The organism is Pantoea sp. PNT03, from assembly GCF_014852515.1.
Lineage (GTDB): Bacteria > Pseudomonadota > Gammaproteobacteria > Enterobacterales > Enterobacteriaceae > Pantoea > Pantoea leporis.
Window position 1 is genome coordinate 581,177 of sequence record NZ_JACVBT010000001.1, and the last position, 21,803, is coordinate 602,979.

14 protein-coding genes are annotated in these 21,803 nt (G+C 59.9%); 10 read left to right on the forward strand and 4 right to left on the reverse strand.

Going from position 1 to position 21,803, the window contains the following annotated elements; translation table 11 throughout:
• Window positions 1-5: 5 nt before the first annotated feature.
• The gene (locus IB226_RS02765; protein ID WP_192233462.1) at window positions 6-8,462 is read right to left on the reverse strand and encodes an Ig-like domain-containing protein; all 8,457 of its coding nucleotides are present in this window, start codon (window positions 8,460-8,462) and stop codon (window positions 6-8) included.
• 567 nt (window positions 8,463-9,029) lie between these two features.
• Between IB226_RS02765 and IB226_RS02770 the strand changes: the two genes are divergently transcribed.
• Window positions 9,030-9,329: a hypothetical protein gene (locus IB226_RS02770; RefSeq protein WP_192233464.1), complete on the forward strand. Its 300-nt coding sequence runs from the start codon at window positions 9,030-9,032 to the stop codon at window positions 9,327-9,329.
• Between the two features lie 412 nt (window positions 9,330-9,741).
• Here IB226_RS02770 and IB226_RS02775 read toward each other — a convergent pair whose 3' ends face one another.
• From IB226_RS02775 to IB226_RS02785, 3 genes are all read right to left on the reverse strand, one after another.
• On the reverse strand, window positions 9,742-10,179 hold the full coding sequence (locus tag IB226_RS02775; protein WP_192233466.1) for a transposase: 438 nt from the start codon (window positions 10,177-10,179) through the stop codon (window positions 9,742-9,744).
• Between the two features lie 464 nt (window positions 10,180-10,643).
• Window positions 10,644-12,071 (reverse strand): Ig-like domain-containing protein, encoded by a 1,428-nt coding sequence (locus IB226_RS02780; RefSeq protein ID WP_192233468.1) that lies wholly within the window; start codon window positions 12,069-12,071, stop codon window positions 10,644-10,646.
• A 159-nt stretch (window positions 12,072-12,230) separates the two neighbouring features.
• Window positions 12,231-14,414 (reverse strand): bifunctional diguanylate cyclase/phosphodiesterase, encoded by a 2,184-nt coding sequence (locus tag IB226_RS02785; protein WP_192233470.1) that lies wholly within the window; start codon window positions 14,412-14,414, stop codon window positions 12,231-12,233.
• Between the two features lie 309 nt (window positions 14,415-14,723).
• On the opposite strand from IB226_RS02785, the gene phnF reads away from it, so the two are divergent.
• The 9 genes from phnF (at window position 14,724) to phnN (ending at window position 21,662) form a co-directional block, all read left to right on the forward strand.
• A complete protein-coding gene (gene phnF / locus IB226_RS02790; protein WP_192233472.1) occupies window positions 14,724-15,440 on the forward strand; it encodes a phosphonate metabolism transcriptional regulator PhnF in 717 nt (238 codons plus the stop codon).
• Window positions 15,437-15,883, forward strand: a complete 447-nt coding sequence (gene phnG / locus IB226_RS02795) for a phosphonate C-P lyase system protein PhnG (protein WP_192233474.1) — start codon at window positions 15,437-15,439, stop codon at window positions 15,881-15,883. The genes phnF and phnG overlap by 4 nt, the downstream gene beginning before the upstream one ends.
• Window positions 15,883-16,458, forward strand: coding sequence for a phosphonate C-P lyase system protein PhnH (gene phnH, locus IB226_RS02800; protein WP_101762821.1), 576 nt, complete (start codon window positions 15,883-15,885; stop codon window positions 16,456-16,458). The genes phnG and phnH overlap by 1 nt, the downstream gene beginning before the upstream one ends.
• Window positions 16,458-17,534, forward strand: a complete 1,077-nt coding sequence (locus IB226_RS02805; RefSeq protein ID WP_192233476.1) for a carbon-phosphorus lyase complex subunit PhnI — start codon at window positions 16,458-16,460, stop codon at window positions 17,532-17,534. Before phnH ends, IB226_RS02805 begins: the two co-directional genes overlap by 1 nt.
• Window positions 17,527-18,375 (forward strand): alpha-D-ribose 1-methylphosphonate 5-phosphate C-P-lyase PhnJ, encoded by an 849-nt coding sequence (locus IB226_RS02810; RefSeq protein ID WP_008105508.1) that lies wholly within the window; start codon window positions 17,527-17,529, stop codon window positions 18,373-18,375. Before IB226_RS02805 ends, IB226_RS02810 begins: the two co-directional genes overlap by 8 nt.
• Window positions 18,365-19,126, forward strand: a complete 762-nt coding sequence (phnK, locus tag IB226_RS02815; protein ID WP_192233478.1) for a phosphonate C-P lyase system protein PhnK — start codon at window positions 18,365-18,367, stop codon at window positions 19,124-19,126. Before IB226_RS02810 ends, phnK begins: the two co-directional genes overlap by 11 nt.
• Window positions 19,127-19,291: 165 nt before the next feature.
• Complete coding sequence (gene phnL, locus IB226_RS02820; RefSeq protein ID WP_192233480.1) at window positions 19,292-19,996, forward strand: phosphonate C-P lyase system protein PhnL; 705 nt, start codon at window positions 19,292-19,294, stop codon at window positions 19,994-19,996.
• A complete protein-coding gene (phnM, locus tag IB226_RS02825; protein WP_192233482.1) occupies window positions 19,993-21,129 on the forward strand; it encodes an alpha-D-ribose 1-methylphosphonate 5-triphosphate diphosphatase in 1,137 nt (378 codons plus the stop codon). Before phnL ends, phnM begins: the two co-directional genes overlap by 4 nt.
• Entirely contained in the window at window positions 21,129-21,662 is a 534-nt protein-coding gene (gene phnN, locus IB226_RS02830) for a ribose 1,5-bisphosphokinase (protein WP_192233484.1), read from the forward strand. The genes phnM and phnN overlap by 1 nt, the downstream gene beginning before the upstream one ends.
• Window positions 21,663-21,803 lie beyond the last annotated feature (141 nt).

Genomic DNA, 21,803 nt, shown 5'->3' on the forward strand with positions numbered 1-21,803 from the left:
AACCGCTAAATCAGCTCGGTTTTCACCCCCTGCTGCACCAGCAGTTCCGCGTCATCGCCGTGGCTGTACACTTCGTACTCCACGCCCGCGACCGTCACGGTGCCCTGCTGATGCTGCCATTCACTGATATCGCTGCCTTCCGGCAGAATATCTTTCAGCTGCACCACATCGCCGGCATCGCCGTTTACCATAAGCTGGGTTTTACCGTCTTCGATAAACAGATCTTTTTGACCCAAGTGCAATATGTCTTCGGACGAAACAGTCAGTTCAACATCACCCTTTTCACTTAACTGTAGAGTTGTTAGTGAATTTGCCGCTCGCTCAAGATTATGTAAATCAAAGTGCGGTTCATCGGCTCCAATATGTATCTCTTGCGAATAAACAGCGTCAAGATCGACAGCAAGCTGAGTTACATCATCATGTGGTGATATTTCGTGTGAAGTTACGCTATTATCGTGATGCTTGATGGCTTCATCACCCCAGCGTAAATTGTCAATTTGAATTCTATTATAGCCAGGATAAGAAGAGCTATACGAGGTATTTTCGAGATCAAAGTCAACATATGCGATCATTTTTCCATAAGGCGCCCTAAAGAATACATTTTTATAATCGGATTTGTTTTTATCGAAATTAATTACTCCAATTAAAATATGATTTTTATCATAAATCATGGCTTTGTTGGTGGTGAAAACGCTATCTGTATAACCAAAGCTTACAGCACTAGTTTCTTCACCAAATGACAGCCGATTCATTGTTTGTTTCATAACTCCAGTATCAACTATTCGAATGATAATCAACCCTTTAGTGAATGGACTGGTATGTACACAGGTATCAAGATTCCTAGTTATAGGTTTACCATTGTAAGTGTATGTATAATATGATTCCATTTTTAACCCATTATTGAAATTTATTGGGTCTTCTGACTTACCGAAACCAGAATCATAACTTTCAAAATCTTCTACACCTTTAGATCCACCTGATGCTCCTGAACTCTCAAAGTGCACTCCAAATATATTGCTCCAATCACTCTGGCTTGAACCATCGATAGTTTTAGCGCGATATTCCCAGTCACCATTTTCAGAAAGTTTAGGTGATGTGAATTCCCATTTTCCGTTTGCCTGAACAACAGCTGAACCTGCGTCTGACCAGCTACCGCTTGCCAAACTGTACTCAACAATTACAACGCTGCCGGGCACGCCTGTACCGCGCAAGGTTGGCGTTTCATCATCGGTGGTACCGCCGTTAGCAATACTGCCAGTTGATGCACCATAATCATCGAAGGCATCAGTGATTACTGGCTTGTTTGGAACCGCCGCGACGTATTTCACCACAAACTTGTTGCTCCACGCGCTGTAGTGATCGCCGTTCTGCGCCCGGGCCTGGAAGTCCCAGGTGTTGCTGCTGCTCAGCGCCGGTGAGGTCCACTCCCAGGTGCCGTCGGCTTTCACCACGGTGCTGCCCACTGGCTCCCACGGCACGCCCGGCGGGCTGCTCTGAATGTGGATGATGGTGCCGGCCACGCCTCTGCCGCGCAGGGTCGGCGTGCTGTCGTCGGTGGTATCACCGTTCTGCAGGCTGCCGGTCTGGGCACCAAAATCATCAAACGCGTCAACAATGATCGGCGTCGGATCGGTGTAGTTCAGAATAAAGCTGTCTGACCAGTCGCTTTTGCCGTTGCTGTTCTCTACGTACACACGGAAGTGCCAGTTGTCGCTGTGGTCCAGCGCCGGCGACGTCCACTCCCAGGTGCCGTCGGCTTTCACCACCGTGCTGCCCACGTTCACCCACGGCTTATTCCACGGGCCGTTCTGGAAGTGAATGATGCTGCCCGCCACGCCTTTGCCGCGCAGGGTTGGCGTGCTGTCATCGGTGTAGCCCTCGCTCTTCACGCTGCCGGTCACCGGACCGACGTCGTCAAACGCATCGGTGATGGTCGGCTTGTCAGGCGCTGCCGCGACGTATTTCACCACGAACTTGTTGCTCCACGCGCTGAAGTGATCGCCGGTCTGCGCCCGGGCCTGGAAGTCCCAGGTGTTGCTGCCACTCAGCGCCGGTGAGGTCCACTCCCAGGTGCCGTCGGCTCTCACCACGGTGCTGCCCACGGCCTCCCACGGCACGCCTGGCGGGCTGCTCTGAATGTGGATGATGGTGCCGGCCACGCCTTTGCCGCGCAGGGTCGGCGTGCTGTCGTCGGTGGTGTCACCGTTCTTCAGGCTGCCGGTCACCGCGCCAAAATTGTCCCAGGCATCGTCGATGGTGGGCTGCATATCCAGCGCCGGATCGATGGTCAGCTTAAAGCTGCTCCAGCCGTTCTGGCCGCTCTTCTGCACCTCAAAGGTCCAGCTGCCTTTCGCCAACCCGGACGGCGTCCACGACCAGTTGCCTGCGTTGTCCACGCTCACCGTGGTGGAGGCGTAGCTGCCGCCGTCCATTTTGTAGCGCAGCGTAATGGTACTGTTGGCCGGGCCGCTGCCGCGCAGGGTCGGCGTGGTGTCGTCGGTGGACGCGCCGCTGCTCAGGCTGCCGGTCACCGGACCCGCGTTGTCGAACGCGCTGTCGATGCTGGCGTTGCGATCCGCGTTGGAATCGATGGTCAGCTCGTAGCGGCTCCAGTTTTCCTGGCCGTCCTTCTTCACCTCAAAGGTCCAGTGTCCGTCCTCCAGATCTGGCGCGGTCCACGTCCAGTTCCCGCTGGCGTCCACTTTAACTATGATGCCGCCGCTGCGGTCGCCGTTGCTGTACTTCAGCGAGATGCTGCTGTTGGCCGGGCCGGTGCCGCGCAGCGTCGGGGTGCTGTCGTCGGTGGTCCCGCCGTTGGCAATGGTGCCGGTCACGGCGCCGAAGTCATCCCAGGCGCTGGTGATCACGGCATCGCGGTCCACGGTGGGATCGATGGTCAGCTGGAAGCTGCTCCAGCCGCTCTGGCCGGCTTTCTGCACCTCAAAGGTCCAGCTGCCGTTGGCCAGCGCGGACGGCGTCCACGTCCACTTGCCGTTGCCGTCCACGCTTACTGTGGTGCTGGCGTAGCTGCCGCTGCCAAGCTTGTAGCGCAGGGTGATAACGCTGTTGGCCGGGCCGCTGCCGCGCAGGGTTGGCGTGCTGTCGTCGGTGCTGCTGCCGCTGCTCAGGCTGCCGGTCACCGGGCCGACGTTATCCAGCGCGCTGTCAATGGTCGGGTAGCGATCGAGATCCGGATCGATGGTCAGCTGGAAGCTGCTCCAGCCGCTCTGGCCGGCCTTCTGCACCTCAAAGGTCCAGCTGCCTTTCGCCAGCCCGGACGGCGTCCACGACCAGTTGCCTGCGTTGTCCACGCTCACCGTGGTGGAGGCGTAGCTGCCGGTGCCGAGCTTGTAGCGCAGCGTGATGGTGCTGTTGGCCGGGCCGGTGCCGCGCAGCGTCGGGGTGCTGTCGTCGGTGATCCCGCCGTTGGCAATGGTGCCGGTCACGGCGCCGAAGTCATCCCAGGCGCTGTTAATCACGGCATCGCGGTCCACGGTGGGATCGATGGTCAGCTGGAAGCTGCTCCAGCCGCTCTGGCCGCTCTTCTGCACCTCAAAGGTCCAGCTGCCTTTTGCCAGCGTATTTGGCGTCCACGACCAGGTGCCGTTTACGTCCACGCTCACCGTGGTAGAGGCATAGCTGCCGCCGTCCAATTTATAGCGCAGCGTAATGGTGCTGCTGGCCGGGCCGCTGCCGCGCAGGGTCGGCGTGGTGTCATCGGTGCTGCTGCCGCTGCTCAGGCTGCCGGTCACCGGGCCGACGTTGTCGAACGCGCTGTCGATGGTGGCATTGCGATCCAGGTTAGGATCGATGGTCAGCTTAAAGCTGCTCCAGCCGCTCTGGCCGTCCTTCTGCACCTCAAAGGTCCAGCTGCCTTTCGCCAGCGTATTTGGTGTCCATGACCAGTTGCCGCTGGCATCCACGCTCGCGCTGTCGATGGTGTAGCCACCGTTGCCGAGCTTGTAGCGCAGGGTGATAACGCTGTTGGCCGGGCCGCTGCCGCGCAGGGTTGGCGTGCTGTCGTCGGTGGTCGCGCCGCTGCTCAGGCTGCCGGTCACCGGGCCCACGTTGTCGAGCGCGCTGTCGATGGTCGGGTAGCGATCGAGGTCCGGATCGATGGTCAGCTGGAAGCTGCTCCAGCCGTTCTGGCCGGCCTTCTGCACCTCAAAGGTCCAGCTGCCTTTCGCCAGCCCGGACGGCGTCCACGACCAGTTGCCTGCGTTGTCCACGCTCACCGTGGTGGAGGCGTAGCTGCCGGTGCCGAGCTTGTAGCGCAGCGTGATGGTGCCGCTGGACGGGCCGCTGCCGCGCAGGGTTGGGGTGGTGTCGTCGGTGCTGCTGCCGCTGCTCAGGCTGCCGGTCACCGGGCCGACGTTGTCGAACGCGCCGTCGATGCTGGCGTTGCGGTCCGCGTTGGAATCAATGGTCAGCTCGTAGCGGCTCCAGTTTTCCTGGCCGTCCTTCTTCACCTCAAAGGTCCAGTGTCCGTCCTCCAGATCTGGCGCGGTCCACGTCCAGTTCCCGCTGGCGTCCACTTTAACTATGATGCCGCCGCTGCGGTCGCCATTGCTGTACTTCAGCGTGATGCTGCTGTTGGCCGGGCCGGTGCCGCGCAGCGTTGGCGTGCTGTCGTCGGTGGTCCCGCCGTTAGCAATGGTGCCGGTCACGGCGCCAAAGTCATCCCAGGCGCTGTTGATCACGGCATCGCGGTCCACGGTGGGATCGATGGTCAGCTGGAAGCTGCTCCAGCCGCTCTGGCCAGCTTTCTGCACCTCAAAGGTCCAGCTGCCGTTGGCCAGCGCGGACGGCGTCCACGTCCACTTGCCGTTGCCGTCCACGCTTACCGTGGTGCTGGCGTAATTGCCGCTGCCAAGCTTGTAGCGCAGGGTGATAACGCTGTTGGCCGGGCCGCTGCCGCGCAGGGTTGGCGTGGTGTCATCGGTGGTCGCGCCGCTGCTCAGGCTGCCGGTCACCGGGCCTGCGTTATCCAGCGCGCTGTCGATGGTCGGGTAACGATCGAGGTCCGGATCGATGGTCAGCTGGAAGCTGTTCCAGCCGCTCTGGCCGGCGTTCTGCACCTCAAAGGTCCAGCTGCCCTTCGCCAGCGTATCCGGCGTCCACGACCAGTTGCCTGCGTTATCCACGCTCACCGTGGTGGAGGCGTAGCTGCCGCTGCCGAGCTTGTAGCGCAGCGTGATGGTGCTGTTGGCCGGGCCGGTGCCGCGCAGGGTTGGCGTGCTGTCGTCGGTGGACGCGCCGCTGTTCAGGCTGCCGGTTACCGGGCCGACGTTGTCCAGCGCATCGGTAATCACCGGTCCGGCGGCAGCAACGTACTTCAGAATAAATTTCCCGGTCCAGCCGCTGATAACGTCGCCGTTTTGCGCCTTCGCGTGAAACTCCCAGGTGCCGTTTTTGCTCAGTACCGGTGAGGTCCACTCCCAGGTGCCGTCCGCTTTAACGACGGTGCTGCCCACGTCATACCACTTGCCGCCCGCCAGGCCGTTCTGGAAGTGGATGATGGTGCCGGCCACGCCGGTACCGCGCAGGGTTGGCGTGTTGTCATCGGTGGTGTCACCGCTTGTCAGGCTGCCGGTTACCGCGCCAAAGTCGTCCCAGGCGCTGTCAATGGTTGGCTTCAGGTCCAGCGCCGGATCGATGGTCAGCTTAAAGCTGCTCCAGCCGCTCTGGCCGGCCTTCTGTACCTCAAAGGTCCAGCTGCCTTTCGCCAGCGTATTTGGCGTCCACGACCAGTTGCCGTCTGCATCCACGCTCGCGCTGTCGAGGGTGTAGCCACCGTTACCGAGCTTGTAGCGCAGGGTGATGACGCTGTTGGCCGGGCCGGTACCGCGCAGGGTCGGCGTGGTGTCGTCGGTGGACGCGCCGCTGCTCAGGCTGCCGGTCACCGGGCCCGCGTTATCCAGCGCGCTGTCGATGGTCGGGTAGCGGTCGAGGTCCGGATCGATGGTCAGCCGGAAGCTGCTCCAGCCGCTCTGGCCGGCCTTCTGTACTTCAAAGGTCCAGCTGCCTTTCACCAGCGCGGACGGCGTCCACGACCAGTTGCCTGCGTTGTCCACGCTCACCGTGGTGGAGGCGTAGCTGCCGCCGTCCATTTTATAGCGCAGGGTGATAACGCTGCTGGCCGGGCCGGTCCCGCGCAGGGTTGGCGTGGTGTCATCGGTGGACGCGCCGCTGCTCAGGCTGCCGGTCACCGGGCCCGCGTTGTCCAGCGCGCTGTCGATGCTGGCGTTGCGATCGGCATTGGGATCGATGGTGAGCGTAAAGCTGCTCCAGTCCATCTGACCGCTCTTCTTCACCTCGAAGGTCCAGCTGCCGCTGGCCAGCTCCGGCGGCGTCCAGGACCAGTTGCCGCCTGCATCTGCTTTTATGCTGGCGCTGTCATAGCGGCCGTCGCCCAGGGTGTAGCGCAGGATCACCAGGCTGTTGGCTTCGGCGCGACCGTGCAGCGCTGGCGTGCTGTCGTCGGTCCTGCCGCCGCTGCCGAGGTTGCCGGTCACGGGACCGAAATCATCCACCGCGTAATCGATGACGGGCGCAAAGCCGCCGTCGCTTTCAGAAACAATGATCAGATCAAAACTGTCGTTCCAGTGCGTCTGCCCCAGAGATTTGACGTCGAACGACCACTGGCCGGCGGCCAGCCCGGTGCCCGGCGTCCAGCTCCAGCGGCCGGTGCTGTCGGCGTCAACGGTGACGGAGGCAGCAGCGCCGCCCGCCAGCGTATAGCGGATCACCACCTGGCTGTTGGCTTCCGCCCGGCCCTGGAAGGTGGGCGTGGCGTCGTCGGTGATGGCGCCGCTTTCCAGCAGGCCGGTGGCATCGCCGAAGTCGTCGATAACCGTTTCAAAGCGGGTGCGCAGGGCAATATCGGACGGGCTGACGATCTCCAGCTCAAACAGCGCCGAGGCGACGTCGCCGGTGCTGGCCTGAAACTCATAGCGGCCGGCCGGCAGGTTGCTGCCCGGCGTCCAGCTCCAGGTGTCGCCGCTGAGGGTGGCGGTGGCGCTGCCGGCCCAGGTCGGGCTGCCGGCGAGGCGGTAATAGACGATAACGGTGTCAGCGGCGGAGACCTCGCCGCGCAGGGTCGGCGTGGCGTCGTCGGTGAGCGCGCCGTTGCCGAGCGCCCCGGTGAAGCTGCCCGCGTCGTCAAACGCATCGGTAATGGTAACCGTGACGTTGTCGCCGGCAATCACGATGTCAAACGCCGCCGAAGGCGCGCCGGCGCGCAGCTGCTTACCAAAGGTCTCTTCGGCCATCAGGCGCAGGCTGTTAATGCCGTCTTTTAAGTCCTGCGATGGCGCCATCACCCACTTGCCGGTGACCTTGTCCGCCACCGCGCTGCCGATTTTTTCATTTTTGTCGTTGAGCAGGTAAACGGTGCTGCCTTTCTGCGCGATGCCGGTCAGCGTCGGGCGTTTGTCGTCGGTAGCCTTGCCGGCGTCAAAGCTGCCGGTCACGACGCCCTGGTCGTCGTAGAGGTTAATCAGCTCCGGCGCGTCCGGCGCGGTGGTATCCACAATCATGGTGCCGAGCGTCGGCGGGTTGCGGTTGCCGGCGTTGTCAAAGTGGCGGATGGAGAAGCTGTACTCGCCGTCGGCGTAGGGCGTCGGCGCTTCCCAGCGGTAAAAGCCTTCATCGTTTACCGGGACGCGGAAGATGTCGGTGCCGATGACCAGCTCAATAAAGCCGCCGGGCTCCAGCTTCTCTTTGTTCCCAAACACCAGTTTGCCGTCGGCGCTTTCAAAGTAGAGGGTCTTGCTGCGGGCCAGCGGTTCGGTGGCGGCCGGTGCGGCCTCGCTGACCGGCGCGGCGGCCGCGTCACCGGTGTGTTCAACCTGCGCGCTGCCGTTGCCGGTAATGATGTTAAACGGCGCAGACGGCGTGCCGGCGCGCAGCTGTTTACCAAAGGTCTCTTCGGCCATCAGGCGCAGGCTGTTGCTGCCGTCTTTTAAGTCCTGCGCCGGCTCCATCACCCACTTGCCGGTGACCTTGTCCGCCACCGCGCTGCCGATTTTTTCATTTTTGTCGTTGAGCAGGTAAACGGTGCTGCCTTTCTGCGCGATGCCGGTCAGCGTCGGGCGTTTGTCGTCGGTGGCCTTGCCGGCGTCAAAGCTGCCGGTTTTGTCGCCCTGGTCGTCGTAGAGGTTCAGCAGTTCAGGGGCGGCGGGCGCGCTGGTGTCAACAATCACAGTGCCGAGCGTCGGCGGATTGCGGTTGCCGGCGTTATCAAAGTGGCGGATTGAGAAGCTGTAGTGGCCGTCGGCGTAGGCGGAAGGCGCTTCCCAGCGGTAAAAGCCTTTGTCGTCTACGGGGACGCGGAAGGTGTCGGTGCCGATGACCAGCTCAATAAAGCCACCGGGCTCCAGCTTCTCATTGTTACCAAACACCAGCTTGCCGTCGGCGCTTTCAAAGTAAAGGGTCTGGCTGCGGGCAAATAAATCAATCATAAGAATCGTCCATAATGTGTTGTCAATGTAAGTGCGACGCGGTTTACACGACATCGCACAGCGGCGGGAATGTTAGAGCAGCGCGTTACGGACTCGTATCAAGAACCGTCTGCAAAGAAGGAAAATTCCTGGTGGAGCGTAGCGGCGCAATTTATTGCGCAATGCCGGATGAGGGCACGGTGCCGCTGTCAGCATGCGCGATAAATCGCGCCGCAACGGAGATGTGCGGATTGTTTGCGTTGTGATGATGGCTGCCGGGCAATGTAGCGGCGCAATTTATTGCGCAATGCCGGATGGGGGCACGGTGCCGCTGTCAGCACGCGCGATAAATCGCGCCGCAACGGAGATGTGCGGATTGTTTGCGTTGTGATGATGGCTGCCGGGCAATGTAGCGGCGCAATTTATTGCGCAATGCCGGATGAGGGCACGGTGCCACCGTCGGCACGCGCGATAAATCGCGCCGCAACGGAGATGTGCGGGTTGTTTGCGTTGTGATGATGGCTGCTGCCCCTGTAGCGGCGCAATTTATTGCGCAATGCCGGATGGGGGCACGGTGCCGCTGTCAGCATGCGCGATAAATCGCGCCGCAACGGAGATGTGCGGATTGTATGCGTTGTGATGATGACTGCTGCCCCTGTAGCGGCGCAATTTATTGCGCAATGCCGGGCGGGGCACGGTGCCGCTGTCAGCACGCGTGATAAATCGCGCCGCAACGGAGATGTGCGGATTGTTTGCGTTGTGATGATGGCTGCCGGGCAATGTAGCGGCGCAATTTATTGCGCAATGCCGGATGAGGGCACGGTGCCGCCGTCGGCACGCGCGATAAATCGCGCCGCAACGGAGATGTGCGGATTGTTTGCGTTGTGATGAAGGCTGCTGCCCCTGTAGCGGCGCAATTTATTGCGCAATGCCGGATTAGGGCACGGTGCCGCCGTCAGCATGCGCGATAAATCGCGCCGCAACGGAGATGTGCGGATTGTTTGCGTTGTGATGATGGCTGCCGGGCAATGTAGCGGCGCAATTTATTGCGCAATGCCGGATGAGGGCACGGTGCCGCTGTCAGCATGCGCGATAAATCGCGCCGCAACGGAGATGTGCGGGTTGTTTGCGTTGTGATGATGGCTGCTGCCCCTGTAGCGGCGCAATTTATTGCGCAATGCCGGATGAGGGCACGGTGCCACCGTCGGCACGCGCGATAAATCGCGCCGCAACGGTGACGTGCGGATGGTGTGTATGGTGATAATGTTCAGCCGCATAACGGCGGGCGTGGTTTGTTGGTTCAGTAATAACGGTCCAACGTCCAACGCAAAGGGTTTTGCTCAATATATTGTCGGGCGAAAAACAGTTCCCGCTCATCCCGAATAACCCGTTCATAAAAGTTACGTTGCCAAAGTGATTGCTGCCACATCCGGCTCATGCCCGCTTTATAGAGGGCAATAATGGTTGACAATGAAACGGTGTTATCCCCGGTTAACCAGATGATGCCATGCAGGTGATTGGGCATGACGACAAAACTATCCAGTTTTATACCGGCTATACGTGTGGGCAGCGCCAGCCAGGCTTGTTTGGCGGTGTGGCCCATCGGGGAGGGAAAAAAGAGATGATGATCGATATGGCCAAAGAGTGGCGCACGCAAACGCGTAACCAGCGTAATAAAATACGCGCCCGAAGCGGTGTAATCATAATTCAATAACCGAATGTTCTTGCGTCCTTTCATTGCGCCTCCCTGTTTTACCCCAAGCATCTTTTATTCAGCGCGCAATGTCAGATTCGAGGTTCGTTATGCCGAGCCCTATTCCAATCTTTTTAAAATGAACCTATTGTTAAGACGCTTTTCTCCAGCGTATGTCAGGTAACCCTATTTATGCTAATGCTCGTCAGTTAAGACATGAAAACCCTAATTTCCGAGCGCACACATTGTAGCGGCGCAATTCATTGCGCGATGAATCGCGCCGCTACGGAAGGTGCGGTGATTTGCTACGGCGCTCAACTGATCGACATTACGCAATTCATTGCGCGATAAATCGCGCCGCTACGGAAGGTACGGTGATTTAATACGGCGTTTAACTGATCGATATTAAACTCTACTCACGCGCACCTAATTTAACGCTGGCCAAAAACAAAAAAGCCATGCAGCAAAGGCGGCATGGCTTGGTTAATACGGCTCTCAATTAATGCTGATTAAACGGCGTGTTGCACCAGTAATTCGGTCTCATCCGTGTACTGATAAACATCGTATTGAATGCCAGCAACGGTGAGGGTGCCTTGCTGCTGTTGCCAGCCGTCAATATCGTTGCCGGACAGAATATCCTCCAGCTTCACCACGTTGTTGGCGTCGCTGTCCAGCATGTACTGCGTTTTACCGTTATCAATCAATACGTCACTATCAACAACGGAAAGCAGATCGCCAACACTCAGTGACGTTAACGCGTTGTCAAACGCGTCATCCCCGCTTGCTGTATCTGCTGAGGTATCAATGGTGATCGCGAAGCTCTGGCTCCAGCTTGGTGCGCCCTCAACCTGCACCTGGAATGTCCAGTAGCCGTCATTCAGATTCTGCCAGGGCGTCCAGCTCCAGTTGCCCTCGTTGTCGGTGAAGGTGCTGTTGGTGCGCACTCTGCCGCCGTCGGTATATAAAATATCGATCAGCTTATTGGCCGGACCGGTGCCGTGCAGGGTTGGCAACGCGTCGTCAGTGATGCTGCCGCTGTAACGATCACCCTGATCGCTGCCGACATTATCCGTAATATGGGAGATCTCAGCGTCGCGCATCGCCATACGGCCTTCTGGCGTATCAATGGTGATCGCGAAGCTCTGGCTCCAGCTCGGTGCGCCCTCAACCTGCACCTGGAATGTCCAGTAGCCGTCATTCAGATTCTGCCAGGGCGTCCAGCTCCAGTTGCCCTCGTTGTCGGTGAAGGTGCTGTTAGTGCGCACCCTGCCGCCATCGGTATACAGGATATCAATCAGCGTGTTAGCCGGTCCGGTGCCGTGCAGGGTCGGCATCGCATCATCGGTAATGCTGCCGCTGAAACGTTCGCCTTGCTCGCTGCCCACGTTATCGTAGATGTGGGTGATCAGCGCGTCCGGTGCCGCCGGGGTGTCGATGACCAGCTTGAACGCATTGCTCCACGTGTCCTGACCGTCGGCCTGCACTTTAAATGTCCAGGTACCATCGGCCAAATCGGCGCGTGGCGTCCAGCTCCAGTTACCGTCAGCATCGGTGGTGATGCCGTTGTAGCGGGTCACGCTGCCATTGGTGAACATAATGTCCATGTAAGTGTTCGCCGGGCCGGTGCCGCGCAGGGTCGGAGCGGCATCATCGGTGCGGTTGCCGCTGGCACGCACGCCTTGCTCCTGTCCAACGTCATCCCAGGCATAGCGAATAACCGGGGTGATCGCTTTTACGCCATAAGCGTAAGACGAAGGCTGGTGTGCGTAGCTTACCGGTGTGTCGCTGACGAGGCTTTCATGGAGACTGCTCAGGGATTTGGTGGCGGTTTGCTCAATCACATAAGTTGAATTATCGAGCGCGATATAGGCGGTTGAACCGTTTTCACGCGACGCGCGGTCGGTGTCGAGGGTGTAATACGGATAGCGTGTTTTCATCTGTGGTTCCTTAACAGAGTAAAAGAAGGGATTGACGCCTGCTTGACAGGCGCACAGACGACAGAGTGGGTTAAACGCGTTAATCAGGGTACGAGAATGGTCCCGATGCGCATGTGGCTTTTCAATGCGTTAGCGAGAAAAGCGCGGCAGTCGGCGGCGTTAAGGGCGCGAAGCGGGCGGCAACATGGTCAAAATGCCATCCAGCGGCACCGCGCGGCTAAACAAATAGCCTTGCAGCTGATTACAGCCTGCATCGGCCAGCGCGTTTTTCTGGCCTTCGGTTTCCACGCCTTCGGCGGTCACCGTTAAGCCCATCGCGTGACCCAGCCGCACCACCGATTCCACAATCGCGGTAGAGTTCTGCGCCACGCCCAGCGACTGAGTAAACGAACGGTCAATCTTGATTTTGTCCACCGGGAAGCTGCTGAGGTAATTAAGGCTTGAATAGCCGGTACCGAAATCATCCAGCGCAATCCGGAAGCCGGCTTCGCGCAGCGCAATGATGCTGTTGCGCGCCTCGTGTTCATCCTCAATCAGCACGCCTTCGGTGATCTCCAGCTCCATGCGCTGCGGATCGGCACCTTCTTCCTGCACGATATGGATGATGCGCTCAACAAAATTCACCGCGCGGAACTGCACCGGCGAGACGTTCACCGCCACCACAATATCCGGCAGCTTGAGCGACGTTTTACAGGCTTCGCGCAGCACCCATTCGCCGAGCGGGATGATCATGCCGGTCTCTTCGGCGATGACGATGAAATCACCCGGTGCAACGTCGCCGCGCATGGCGTGATGCCAGCGCAGCAGCGCTTCCAGACCTACCACCTGCTGGCCGCTGATATCCATTAGCGGCTGATACCACACCGCTAATCCACTAAACTTCACCAGCGCCTGACGCAAATCCGCCGCCATCTGCTGACGGGTGCGCAGCGATTCATCCATCACTTTTTCGAACTGGCGATACTGGCCGCGTCCGTGGTTTTTGGCATCATAAAGGGCGATATCCGCTTTGCGCATCAGCTCCAGCCGATCAATGCCGTCTTTTGGCGCCAGCGCCAGACCGATGCTGACGCCCACCCACAGCTCGCTGCCCACCAGCTGATACGGCTCGCTGAGGCGGCTGATGATGCGTTGCGCCAGCGATTGCACCTGACCAATATTCTCCACCTCCGGCATCACGATGATGAACTCGTCGCCGCCAATGCGGCCCACGGTGTCGCTGGTGCGCACAATCTCATTGAGGCGGCGCGCCACCTCAATGATCAACTCATCGCCGGCGTGATGGCCGTAGGTATCATTGATATTTTTGAAGCGATCAAGATCCAGCAGCAGCAGCGCCACGCGCTGATCGTGGCGTCCGGCCAGCGCCAGCGCCTGAGTTAAGCGATCTTCCACCAGGGAACGATTGGGCAAACCGGTTAACACATCATGAAATGCCAGATGCTGCGCCTGCGCTTCACTGGCACCGAGTTTCAGCAGCGACTGCGACAGCTTGAGTGACGAGGTCCAGATGCGGCGCACCATCACCCAACACAGCACGGTAATCAGGATCACCGACAGCAAGGTAGAAGGGCCGAGGGTGCGTAACATGTGCGCGCCGGGCTTATCAGGATTCCAGCTGAGATAACCGACCGGTTCGCCCTGTTGTGAATTCAGCAGATAGCGCGCTTTGGTTTTTCCCGCTGGCTCGCTGTCGCTGAAATGCAACTGACGTAGCTGGCTGCGATCGGCGAGGTTGCGCAGATAGCCATCGTCGAGAAACTTAATGCTTACCAGACGATAGCGCCCGGCCTGTTTAGTACTGCTGATATCGCCCACCGCCAGCGCGGCGGCGCGTTGACCGATGCGCACGAAATCGGCGTGATCGGTGGGGCCCGCCACCACATCGCTGTTTTGCACCAGCGGACTGTTCAGCATGTCCTGCAGATAAGGGCCGATGCGCTTGTCCGGCACCGGCTGGCCGTTGCGCCACACGTTAATCAGCTGGTTGTCGCGGTCCAGCAGCACCACCAGCTGGTGATCAAACATGTCATAGAGCCAGCCGCCGACATTTTGCGTCAGCCAGCGTTGATCGGGATGCGACGACGCCAGCTGATCGGCCAGCGGAGACCAGCGCGTCAGGCTGCGCAGCTGGCGCAGATGTTCCGTCAGGCTCTGGGTAAACGAAGCCTGGATCATGCGCTGTTGCTGATCGCGCGCTTCGTTATTGCTTAACGCTGTGCCCCAGAACAGACCCACGCCCGCGCCGACAAAGGTAAGAAGCAAAATTGCCAGCAGCGGCAAAATAACTTCACGCACAAAGTTGCGGCGAAAACCATCCGATAGTTTTATTGCGTTAATCATTTTAAAGTTGGCCTGACAAGAAGGGTTCATCCTTTAACCTAGCAGAACATCCGCAGGCTGTATTCTGTATGGGGGCTGAAAGCGTGATGTAAATTAGCGTTAATTTTTTGAATGCTGTCACAAACGAACAGTTAAAAATAATTTATTAAAAACGCCGTCCGTTTCGCTGCAATTCTGCTGCCCTAAAACAAATTCATCCGCCCGTCATTGAGCCGTCACGGCGCTGTCATCTGACATGCGCAATGTAATCGCCATCCCGCAGCAAGCCCGCTGCGTTCCTCAACCAATGCGAATGAGGTATTGAGCGTGATGGAGATATCCAGACATCCGACCACTGTTTATCAGGCTGTTGCCGCCCAACTTGAGCAGGCGCTGCAGGAGCGCTATCGCTGCGGCGACTATCTGCCTTCTGAACAGCAGTTGGCCGATCACTACGCAGTGAATCGTCACACCTTGCGGCGCGCGGTGGATGAGCTGGTCAACAAAGGCCTGCTGCAACGGCGTCACGGCGTGGGCATTTTGGTGCTGATGCGGCCGTACGATTATCCGCTGCATGCGCAGGCGCGCTTCAGCCAGAACCTGATGGAGCAGGGCAGCCATCCCACCAGCGAGCGTCTGCTGGCGGTGCTGCGTCCGGCGAGCAGTGATGTGGCGAGCGCGCTGGGCGTCAACGAAGGTGACAACGTTATCCACTTGCGCACGCTGCGCCGCGTCAATGGTGTGGCGGTGTGCGTCATTAACCACTTCCTGGCGCAACTCAGCTGGTGGCCGGCGCTGCAACAGTTCCACAGCGGTTCACTGCACGACTTTATGCAGCAGCAGCTTGGCCTGAGCCTGACGCGCAGCCAAACCCGCATCAGTACGCGTCGTGCACAAGCCAAAGAGTGCAAGCAGCTTGAGATTGCGCTGCAGTCGCCGCTGCTGTGTGTGCGCACCCTCAATAAACACAGCGACGGTCAGGTAGCGGAATACTCCGTCAGTCTGACGCGTGGCGACATGATTGAACTGACTCTGGAGCACGAATGACACAGCAAACCGCCCGCCAGCATTGGCTCTCGGTGCTGGCGCACAGTGAAGCCAGCCAGCTTGAAGCGCACTGGCAGCCGTTACGTATCAATACTGATTTTGAACGCATCCGTCCGGCAGAAACTGGCTTAACTCGCCTGCAGGCGCGCATGGGCGGCAGCGGTAAGCGCTTTGTGATGGGCGATGCCACGGTGACGCGTGCGGTGGTGAAGCTGCACAACGGCACGCTCGGCTTTAGCTACGTGCTGGGGCGCGACAAAGCGCACGCCGAACGCTGCGCGCTGATTGATGCGCTGCTGCAACAGCCGGAAACCCAGACGCTGTTGCAGGAAAAATTGATTGCCCCGCTGGCGGCTCTGCGTGAAGAGCAGCGACAGCTGCGCGCGCGTGAAATCGCCAGCTCCAAAGTGGATTTCTTTACGCTGGTTCGCGGAGATAACTGATGACTTTACTGGCAAGTTTTACCCATCCGGTGGCCGATGCCCAACGTGCTTTTCGTCGCATCCTCAAAGCGATGAGCGAGCCGGGCGTGATGGTATCGTTGCCGCTGCAACAGGGCTGGGGCGATCTCTCGCCGGCGGCCACGGCGGTGCTGCTGACGCTGGTCGATCAGGAGAGCGCGCTGTGGCTGGATGGCCGCATCGATAATGACGTGGTACGCAGCAACCTGCGTTTCCACACCGGCGTGCCGATTGTCGATGAGCGCGACGCCCCCTTTGCGCTGACGCACGCGGCGGCCAATCCGGATCCGGCGCTGTTTGCTTCTGGCGACAACATGTCCCCGGAAAAAAGCACCACGCTGATTGTGGAAGTGCCGTCACTGAGCGGTGGCTTGACGCTGCGCCTGTCCGGTCCCGGTTTACGTGAGCCGCGCGCCATTGCGCCGCAGCTGCCGGAAGCGATTCTGCACTATCTGCGTGAGCGTCCGCATCCGTTCCCGCAAGGTGTGGATCTGATTTTCACCTGCGGTGAAGCGATGATGGCGCTGCCACGCACCACCGACGTGGAGGTGTGCTGATGTACGTTGCGGTCAAAGGGGGCGAAAAGGCGATAGCCAGCGCCCATCAGCTGCAGGCCGATCTGCGTCGTGGCGATCGCGAGGTCGCCGAATTGGGTTGCGATCAGGTGGCGCAACAGTTGGGTTTAGCGGTCGATCGCGTGATGACCGAAGGCGGCATCTACGATCCGCAGCTGGCGGCTTTAGCAATTAAACAGGCGAGCGGCGATCTGGTGGAAGCGATTTTCCTGCTACGCGCCTATCGCACCACGCTGCCGCGCCTCGCCGATAGCCTGGCGCTGGCAACCGCTGAGATGCGCCTCGAACGCCGCATCTCAGCGGTTTACAAGGATTTGCCGGGCGGCCAGGTGCTCGGCCCAACCTACGATTACAGCCATCGCCTGCTCGATTTCACGCTGCTGGCGAATGGCGAAACGCCCGCCGCGCCGCGTGACGATCAGGCGCTGCCACAACGTTGTCCGCACGTGTTCAGCATGATGACGGCTGAAGGCTTGGCGGCACGCGAAGAGGATGACGGCAGCGAGCCGTGCGACATCACGCGCGAACCGCCAGGCTATCCGGCAACGCGCGCCGCACGGCTGCAACAGCTGGTGCGCGGCGACGAAGGTTTTCTGCTGGCGCTCGGCTACTCGACGCAGCGCGGCTACGGCCGTAATCATCCGTTCGCCGGCGAAATTCGTACCGGTTATCTCAGCGTGTCAATCTGCCCGGAAGAGTTGGGCTTTGAGATTGAGATTGGCGAAATCCTGCTGACCGAATGCGAGATGGTGAACGGCTTCACCACCGAAACTGACAGCGCGCCGCACTTTACGCGCGGTTACGGTTTGGTGTTTGGCCGTTCCGAGCGCAAAGCGATGGCGATGGCGCTGGTGGATCGCGCGTTGCAGGCGCCGGAGTACCACGAACGTATTGCCGGCCCGGCGCAGGACGAAGAGTTTGTGCTGTCGCATGCCGACAACGTCGAAGCTGCGGGCTTTGTCTCGCATCTGAAACTGCCGCACTACGTCGATTTCCAGGCGGAGCTTGAGCTGCTGAAGCAACTGCGCCAACCGCATCAGGAGCATAACCATGAGTGAGTTAACCGGCTACAACAACGGTTATCTGGATGAGCAGACCAAACGCACCATCCGCCGCGCCATTCTGAAGGCGGTGGCGATTCCCGGTTATCAGGTGCCGTTCGCCGGACGCGAAATGCCGATGCCCTACGGTTGGGGCACCGGCGGGATTCAGATCACCGCCAGTATTATTGGCGATGCCGATGTGCTGAAGGTGATCGATCAGGGCGCGGATGACACCACCAACGCGGTATCCATTCGTCGCTTCTTCCAGCGCGTCAGCGGCGCGGCAACCACCGAAGCGACCCGTGATGCCACGCTGATCCAGACGCGCCACCGCATTCCGGAAACGCCGCTGGAAGAAGATCAAATCCTGATTTTCCAGGTGCCGATCCCCGAGCCGCTGCGCTTTATCGAGCCGCGCGAGACCGAAACCCGCACCATGCACGCGCTGGAGGAGTACGGCATCATGCAGGTGAAGCTGTATGAAGATATCGCCCGCTACGGCCATATCGCCACCACCTATGCCTATCCGGTGAAGGTCAACGATCGCTACGTGATGGATCCGTCGCCGATCCCCAAATTCGACAACCCCAAAATGCACATGATGCCGGCGCTGCAGCTGTTTGGTGCCGGACGTGAGAAACGCATCTATGCGCTGCCGCCGTATACCAAAGTGGAAAGCCTCGACTTCGACGATCACCCGTTCAGCGTGCAGCAGTGGGAAGAACCCTGCGCGCTGTGCGGTTCGCGCCACAGCTACCTCGACGAGGTGGTGATGGATGACGCCGGTACGCGCATGTTTGTCTGCTCCGATACCGATTTTTGCCACCAGCAGCAGGAACAACAGCATGCACAGTGAACAGCCGCTGCTTGCGGTCAACCATCTCACCCACCTTTACGCGCCCGGCAAAGGGTTTGAAGAGGTGAGTTTTGAACTCTATCCCGGCGAAGTGTTAGGCATTGTTGGGGAATCCGGATCGGGCAAAACCACCTTGCTGCGCAGCCTGTCGGCACGCTTAGCGCCGCAGCAGGGCAACATTCTTTATCGCGCGCAGGATCTCTATCAGCTGAGCGAGAGCGATCGCCGCCGCTTGCTGCGCACCGAATGGGGCGTGGTGCATCAGCATCCGCTGGATGGTTTGCGTCCGCAAGTCACGGCGGGCGGCAACATCGGCGAGCGGCTGATGGCGGTGGGCCAGCGGCATTACGGTGATATTCGTCAAGAGGCGATGCGCTGGCTGCAGGATGTGGAGATCCCCGCCAATCGCATCGACGATCTGCCCACCACCTTTTCCGGCGGCATGCAGCAGCGTTTACAGATTGCCCGCAACCTGGTGACGCAGCCGACGCTGGTATTTATGGATGAGCCAACCGGCGGGCTGGATGTGTCGGTGCAGGCGCGCCTGCTGGATCTGCTGCGCACGCTGGTACGTGAGCTGAATCTGGCGGTGGTGATTGTAACGCACGATCTCGGCGTGGCGCGGTTGCTGGCGCATCGCCTGCTGGTGATGAAGCAGGGGCGCGTGGTGGAGAGCGGGTTGACCGACCGGGTGCTGGACGATCCGCATCATCCGTATACGCAGCTGCTGGTTTCATCGGTTTTGGCGTAGGGCAACGTCAAAACAACGCGATAAATCGCGCCGCTACGAATCGTGCGGTTCGTGGGCACGCAATCTGGTGCCTGCACAGACCGTAGCGGCGCAATTTATTGCGCAATGTCGAGAGCTGTACAAGGGGTGAATGTGGTGGAAAACAGCAAATATCAGGAAATTAACATGCAACCTTTATTGCGCGTAGAGCATCTGAGCAAAACCTTTGTGCTGCACAACCAAAGCAGCGCCGCGCTGCCGGTATTGCAGGACGCCAATCTTGACGTCAGCGGCGGCGAATGCGTGGTGCTGCATGGCCGCTCCGGCAGCGGCAAATCCACGCTGCTGCGCGCGCTGTATGGCAATTATCAGGCCAACAGCGGTCACATCTGGCTGCAACATCAGGGCGAATGGATCGACATGGCCAACGCGCCCGCCCGCCAGATTCTGGCGATTCGGCGCCACAGCGTTGGCTGGGTCAGCCAGTTTTTGCGTGTCATCCCACGCGTGCCCACGCTGGAGATCGTCATGCAGCCGCTGCTGGAGCGCGGCACCGAGCGCGCCTTCTGCGAAAAGCGCGCCAAAGAGCTGCTGACGCGCCTCAACGTGCCGGAGCGTTTATGGTCACTGGCGCCGTCCACTTTCTCCGGCGGCGAACAGCAGCGCGTCAACATCGCACGCGGCTTTATCGCCGACTATCCGGTGCTGCTGCTGGATGAGCCAACCGCCTCGCTCGACAGCGCCAACAGCGCTGCGGTGGTGGAACTGATTGAACAGGCGCGCGCCCGCGGGGCCGCCATTGTCGGAATTTTCCATGACGAAGCGGTGCGCGCACGCGTGGCCGATCGCCTGCACGTCATGCAGCCAATGCAAGCAGGAGCAGAAGCATGATCGTCAACAACGTCCAGCTGGTGCTGGAAAACGAAGTGGTAACGGGATCGCTGGAAATCCGTGACGGGCGCATCGCCAGCTTTAGCGATAGCGTCAGCCAACAGCCGGGCGCGCTGGATGGCGAAAACGCTTTCCTGCTGCCGGGGTTGGTGGAGCTGCACACCGATAACCTCGACAAGTTCTTTACGCCGCGCCCGAAAGTGGATTGGCCAGCCTATTCGGCGATGAGCAGCCACGATGCGCTGATGGCCGCCAGCGGCATCACCACGGTGCTGGATGCGATTGGCGTCGGCGACGTACGCGATGGCGGCCATCGCCTGGATAATCTCACCAAAATGATCGACGCGATTCAGTACAGCAATCGCAAAGGCATTAACCGCGCCGATCACCATTTGCATCTGCGCTGCGAGCTGCCGCACAACACCACGCTGCCGCTGTTTGAAGCGCTGATCAACACGCCGGAGCTGTCGCTGGTGTCGCTGATGGATCACTCGCCGGGCCAGCGCCAGTACGCCTCGCTGGAGATGTATCGCACCTATTATCAGGGCAAATATCAGCTCAACGACGAGCAGATGGATCAGTTTGAGCGTGAGCAGTTGGCGCTGGCCGCCGAGTTCTCCACGCCTAACCGCAACGCCATCGCCAGCTTGTGCCGTTCACGCGGCATTCCGCTGGCCAGCCACGATGATGCCACGGCGGCGCACGTTGCCGAATCGCATGCGGTCGGCAGCGCCATCGCCGAATTTCCCACCACGCTGGAGGCGGCACGCGCATCACGCAACTGCGGCATGCAGGTGCTGATGGGCGCGCCCAACATCGTGCGCGGCGGTTCGCACTCCGGCAACGTGGCGGCGGCAGAACTCGCCAGCCACGGCCTGCTGGATATTCTCTCCTCCGACTACTATCCCGCCAGCTTGCTCGATGCGGTGTTCCGGCTGGTGGCCGATGAGCGCAACACGCTGACGCTGCCGCAGGCGGCCGCGCTGGTGACCCACAATCCGGCGCGGGCAATTGGCCTGCACGATCGCGGGCGCATCGCCGAAGGACTGCGTGCCGATTTGGTGCTGGTGCATACCGATCATGGTCATTCGCACATTCGTCACGTCTGGTCGCAAGGCAAGCGGGTGTTCTGATGGCGCGCCTGATCTGGCTTACCGGGCCTTCGGGCGCGGGAAAAGACAGCCTGCTGAACGCGCTGCGTGAAGCGCCGCCGGAGAATTTGCTGATCGCCCATCGCTACATTACGCGCGCCGCCGATGCGGGCGGCGAGAACCACGTGGCGCTAAGCGAAGCCGAGTTTCGACGGCGCGAGGCGCTGGGGTTGTTCGCCGTCAGCTGGCAGGCGCACGGCATGTATTACGGGCTGGGCGAGGAGATCGATCTGTGGCTGGCGCGCGGAATGAACGTGCTGGTGAACGGCTCGCGCCTGCATCTGCCGATGGTGCAGCAGCATTACGGCACGCAGCTGCTGCCGCTGGTGTTACAGGTTTCGCCAGCGGTGCTGGAGACGCGTTTGCGGCAGCGTGGGCGCGAGTCAGAAGCGGAGATCGCGCAACGGCTGGCGCGTGCCGCCGAACCGCTGCCCGCGCACTGTTATGCGTTGAATAATGATGGTGCGTTGAGCAGTACGCTTGAACAGCTGCGACGTTTGCTGGGTGCGCGATAAATCGCGCCGCTACGGACACGTGCAAAAATTCGTAGCGGCGCAATTTATTGCGCAATGTCCGGATGGGCAGGGTGTGGACATGCGAGTCGTGACAGCAAACCACGCTGTCACCGTTTAATCATTTTACTGTCATCAAGCTTT

Coding starts and splice junctions, on each gene's coding strand:
- phnK (WP_192233478.1), top strand. CDS start 18,365: ATGCACAGTGAACAGCCGCTGCTTGCGGTCAACCATCTCACCCACCTT.
- phnN (WP_192233484.1), top strand. CDS start 21,129: ATGGCGCGCCTGATCTGGCTTACCGGGCCTTCGGGCGCGGGAAAAGAC.
- IB226_RS02765 (WP_192233462.1), bottom strand. CDS start 8,462: ATGATTGATTTATTTGCCCGCAGCCAGACCCTTTACTTTGAAAGCGCC.
- IB226_RS02770 (WP_192233464.1), top strand. CDS start 9,030: ATGCGCGATAAATCGCGCCGCAACGGAGATGTGCGGATTGTATGCGTT.
- phnG (WP_192233474.1), top strand. CDS start 15,437: ATGACACAGCAAACCGCCCGCCAGCATTGGCTCTCGGTGCTGGCGCAC.
- phnH (WP_101762821.1), top strand. CDS start 15,883: ATGACTTTACTGGCAAGTTTTACCCATCCGGTGGCCGATGCCCAACGT.
- IB226_RS02810 (WP_008105508.1), top strand. CDS start 17,527: ATGAGTGAGTTAACCGGCTACAACAACGGTTATCTGGATGAGCAGACC.
- IB226_RS02785 (WP_192233470.1), bottom strand. CDS start 14,414: ATGATTAACGCAATAAAACTATCGGATGGTTTTCGCCGCAACTTTGTG.
- IB226_RS02805 (WP_192233476.1), top strand. CDS start 16,458: ATGTACGTTGCGGTCAAAGGGGGCGAAAAGGCGATAGCCAGCGCCCAT.
- phnF (WP_192233472.1), top strand. CDS start 14,724: ATGGAGATATCCAGACATCCGACCACTGTTTATCAGGCTGTTGCCGCC.
- IB226_RS02780 (WP_192233468.1), bottom strand. CDS start 12,071: ATGAAAACACGCTATCCGTATTACACCCTCGACACCGACCGCGCGTCG.
- phnM (WP_192233482.1), top strand. CDS start 19,993: ATGATCGTCAACAACGTCCAGCTGGTGCTGGAAAACGAAGTGGTAACG.
- IB226_RS02775 (WP_192233466.1), bottom strand. CDS start 10,179: ATGAAAGGACGCAAGAACATTCGGTTATTGAATTATGATTACACCGCT.
- phnL (WP_192233480.1), top strand. CDS start 19,292: ATGCAACCTTTATTGCGCGTAGAGCATCTGAGCAAAACCTTTGTGCTG.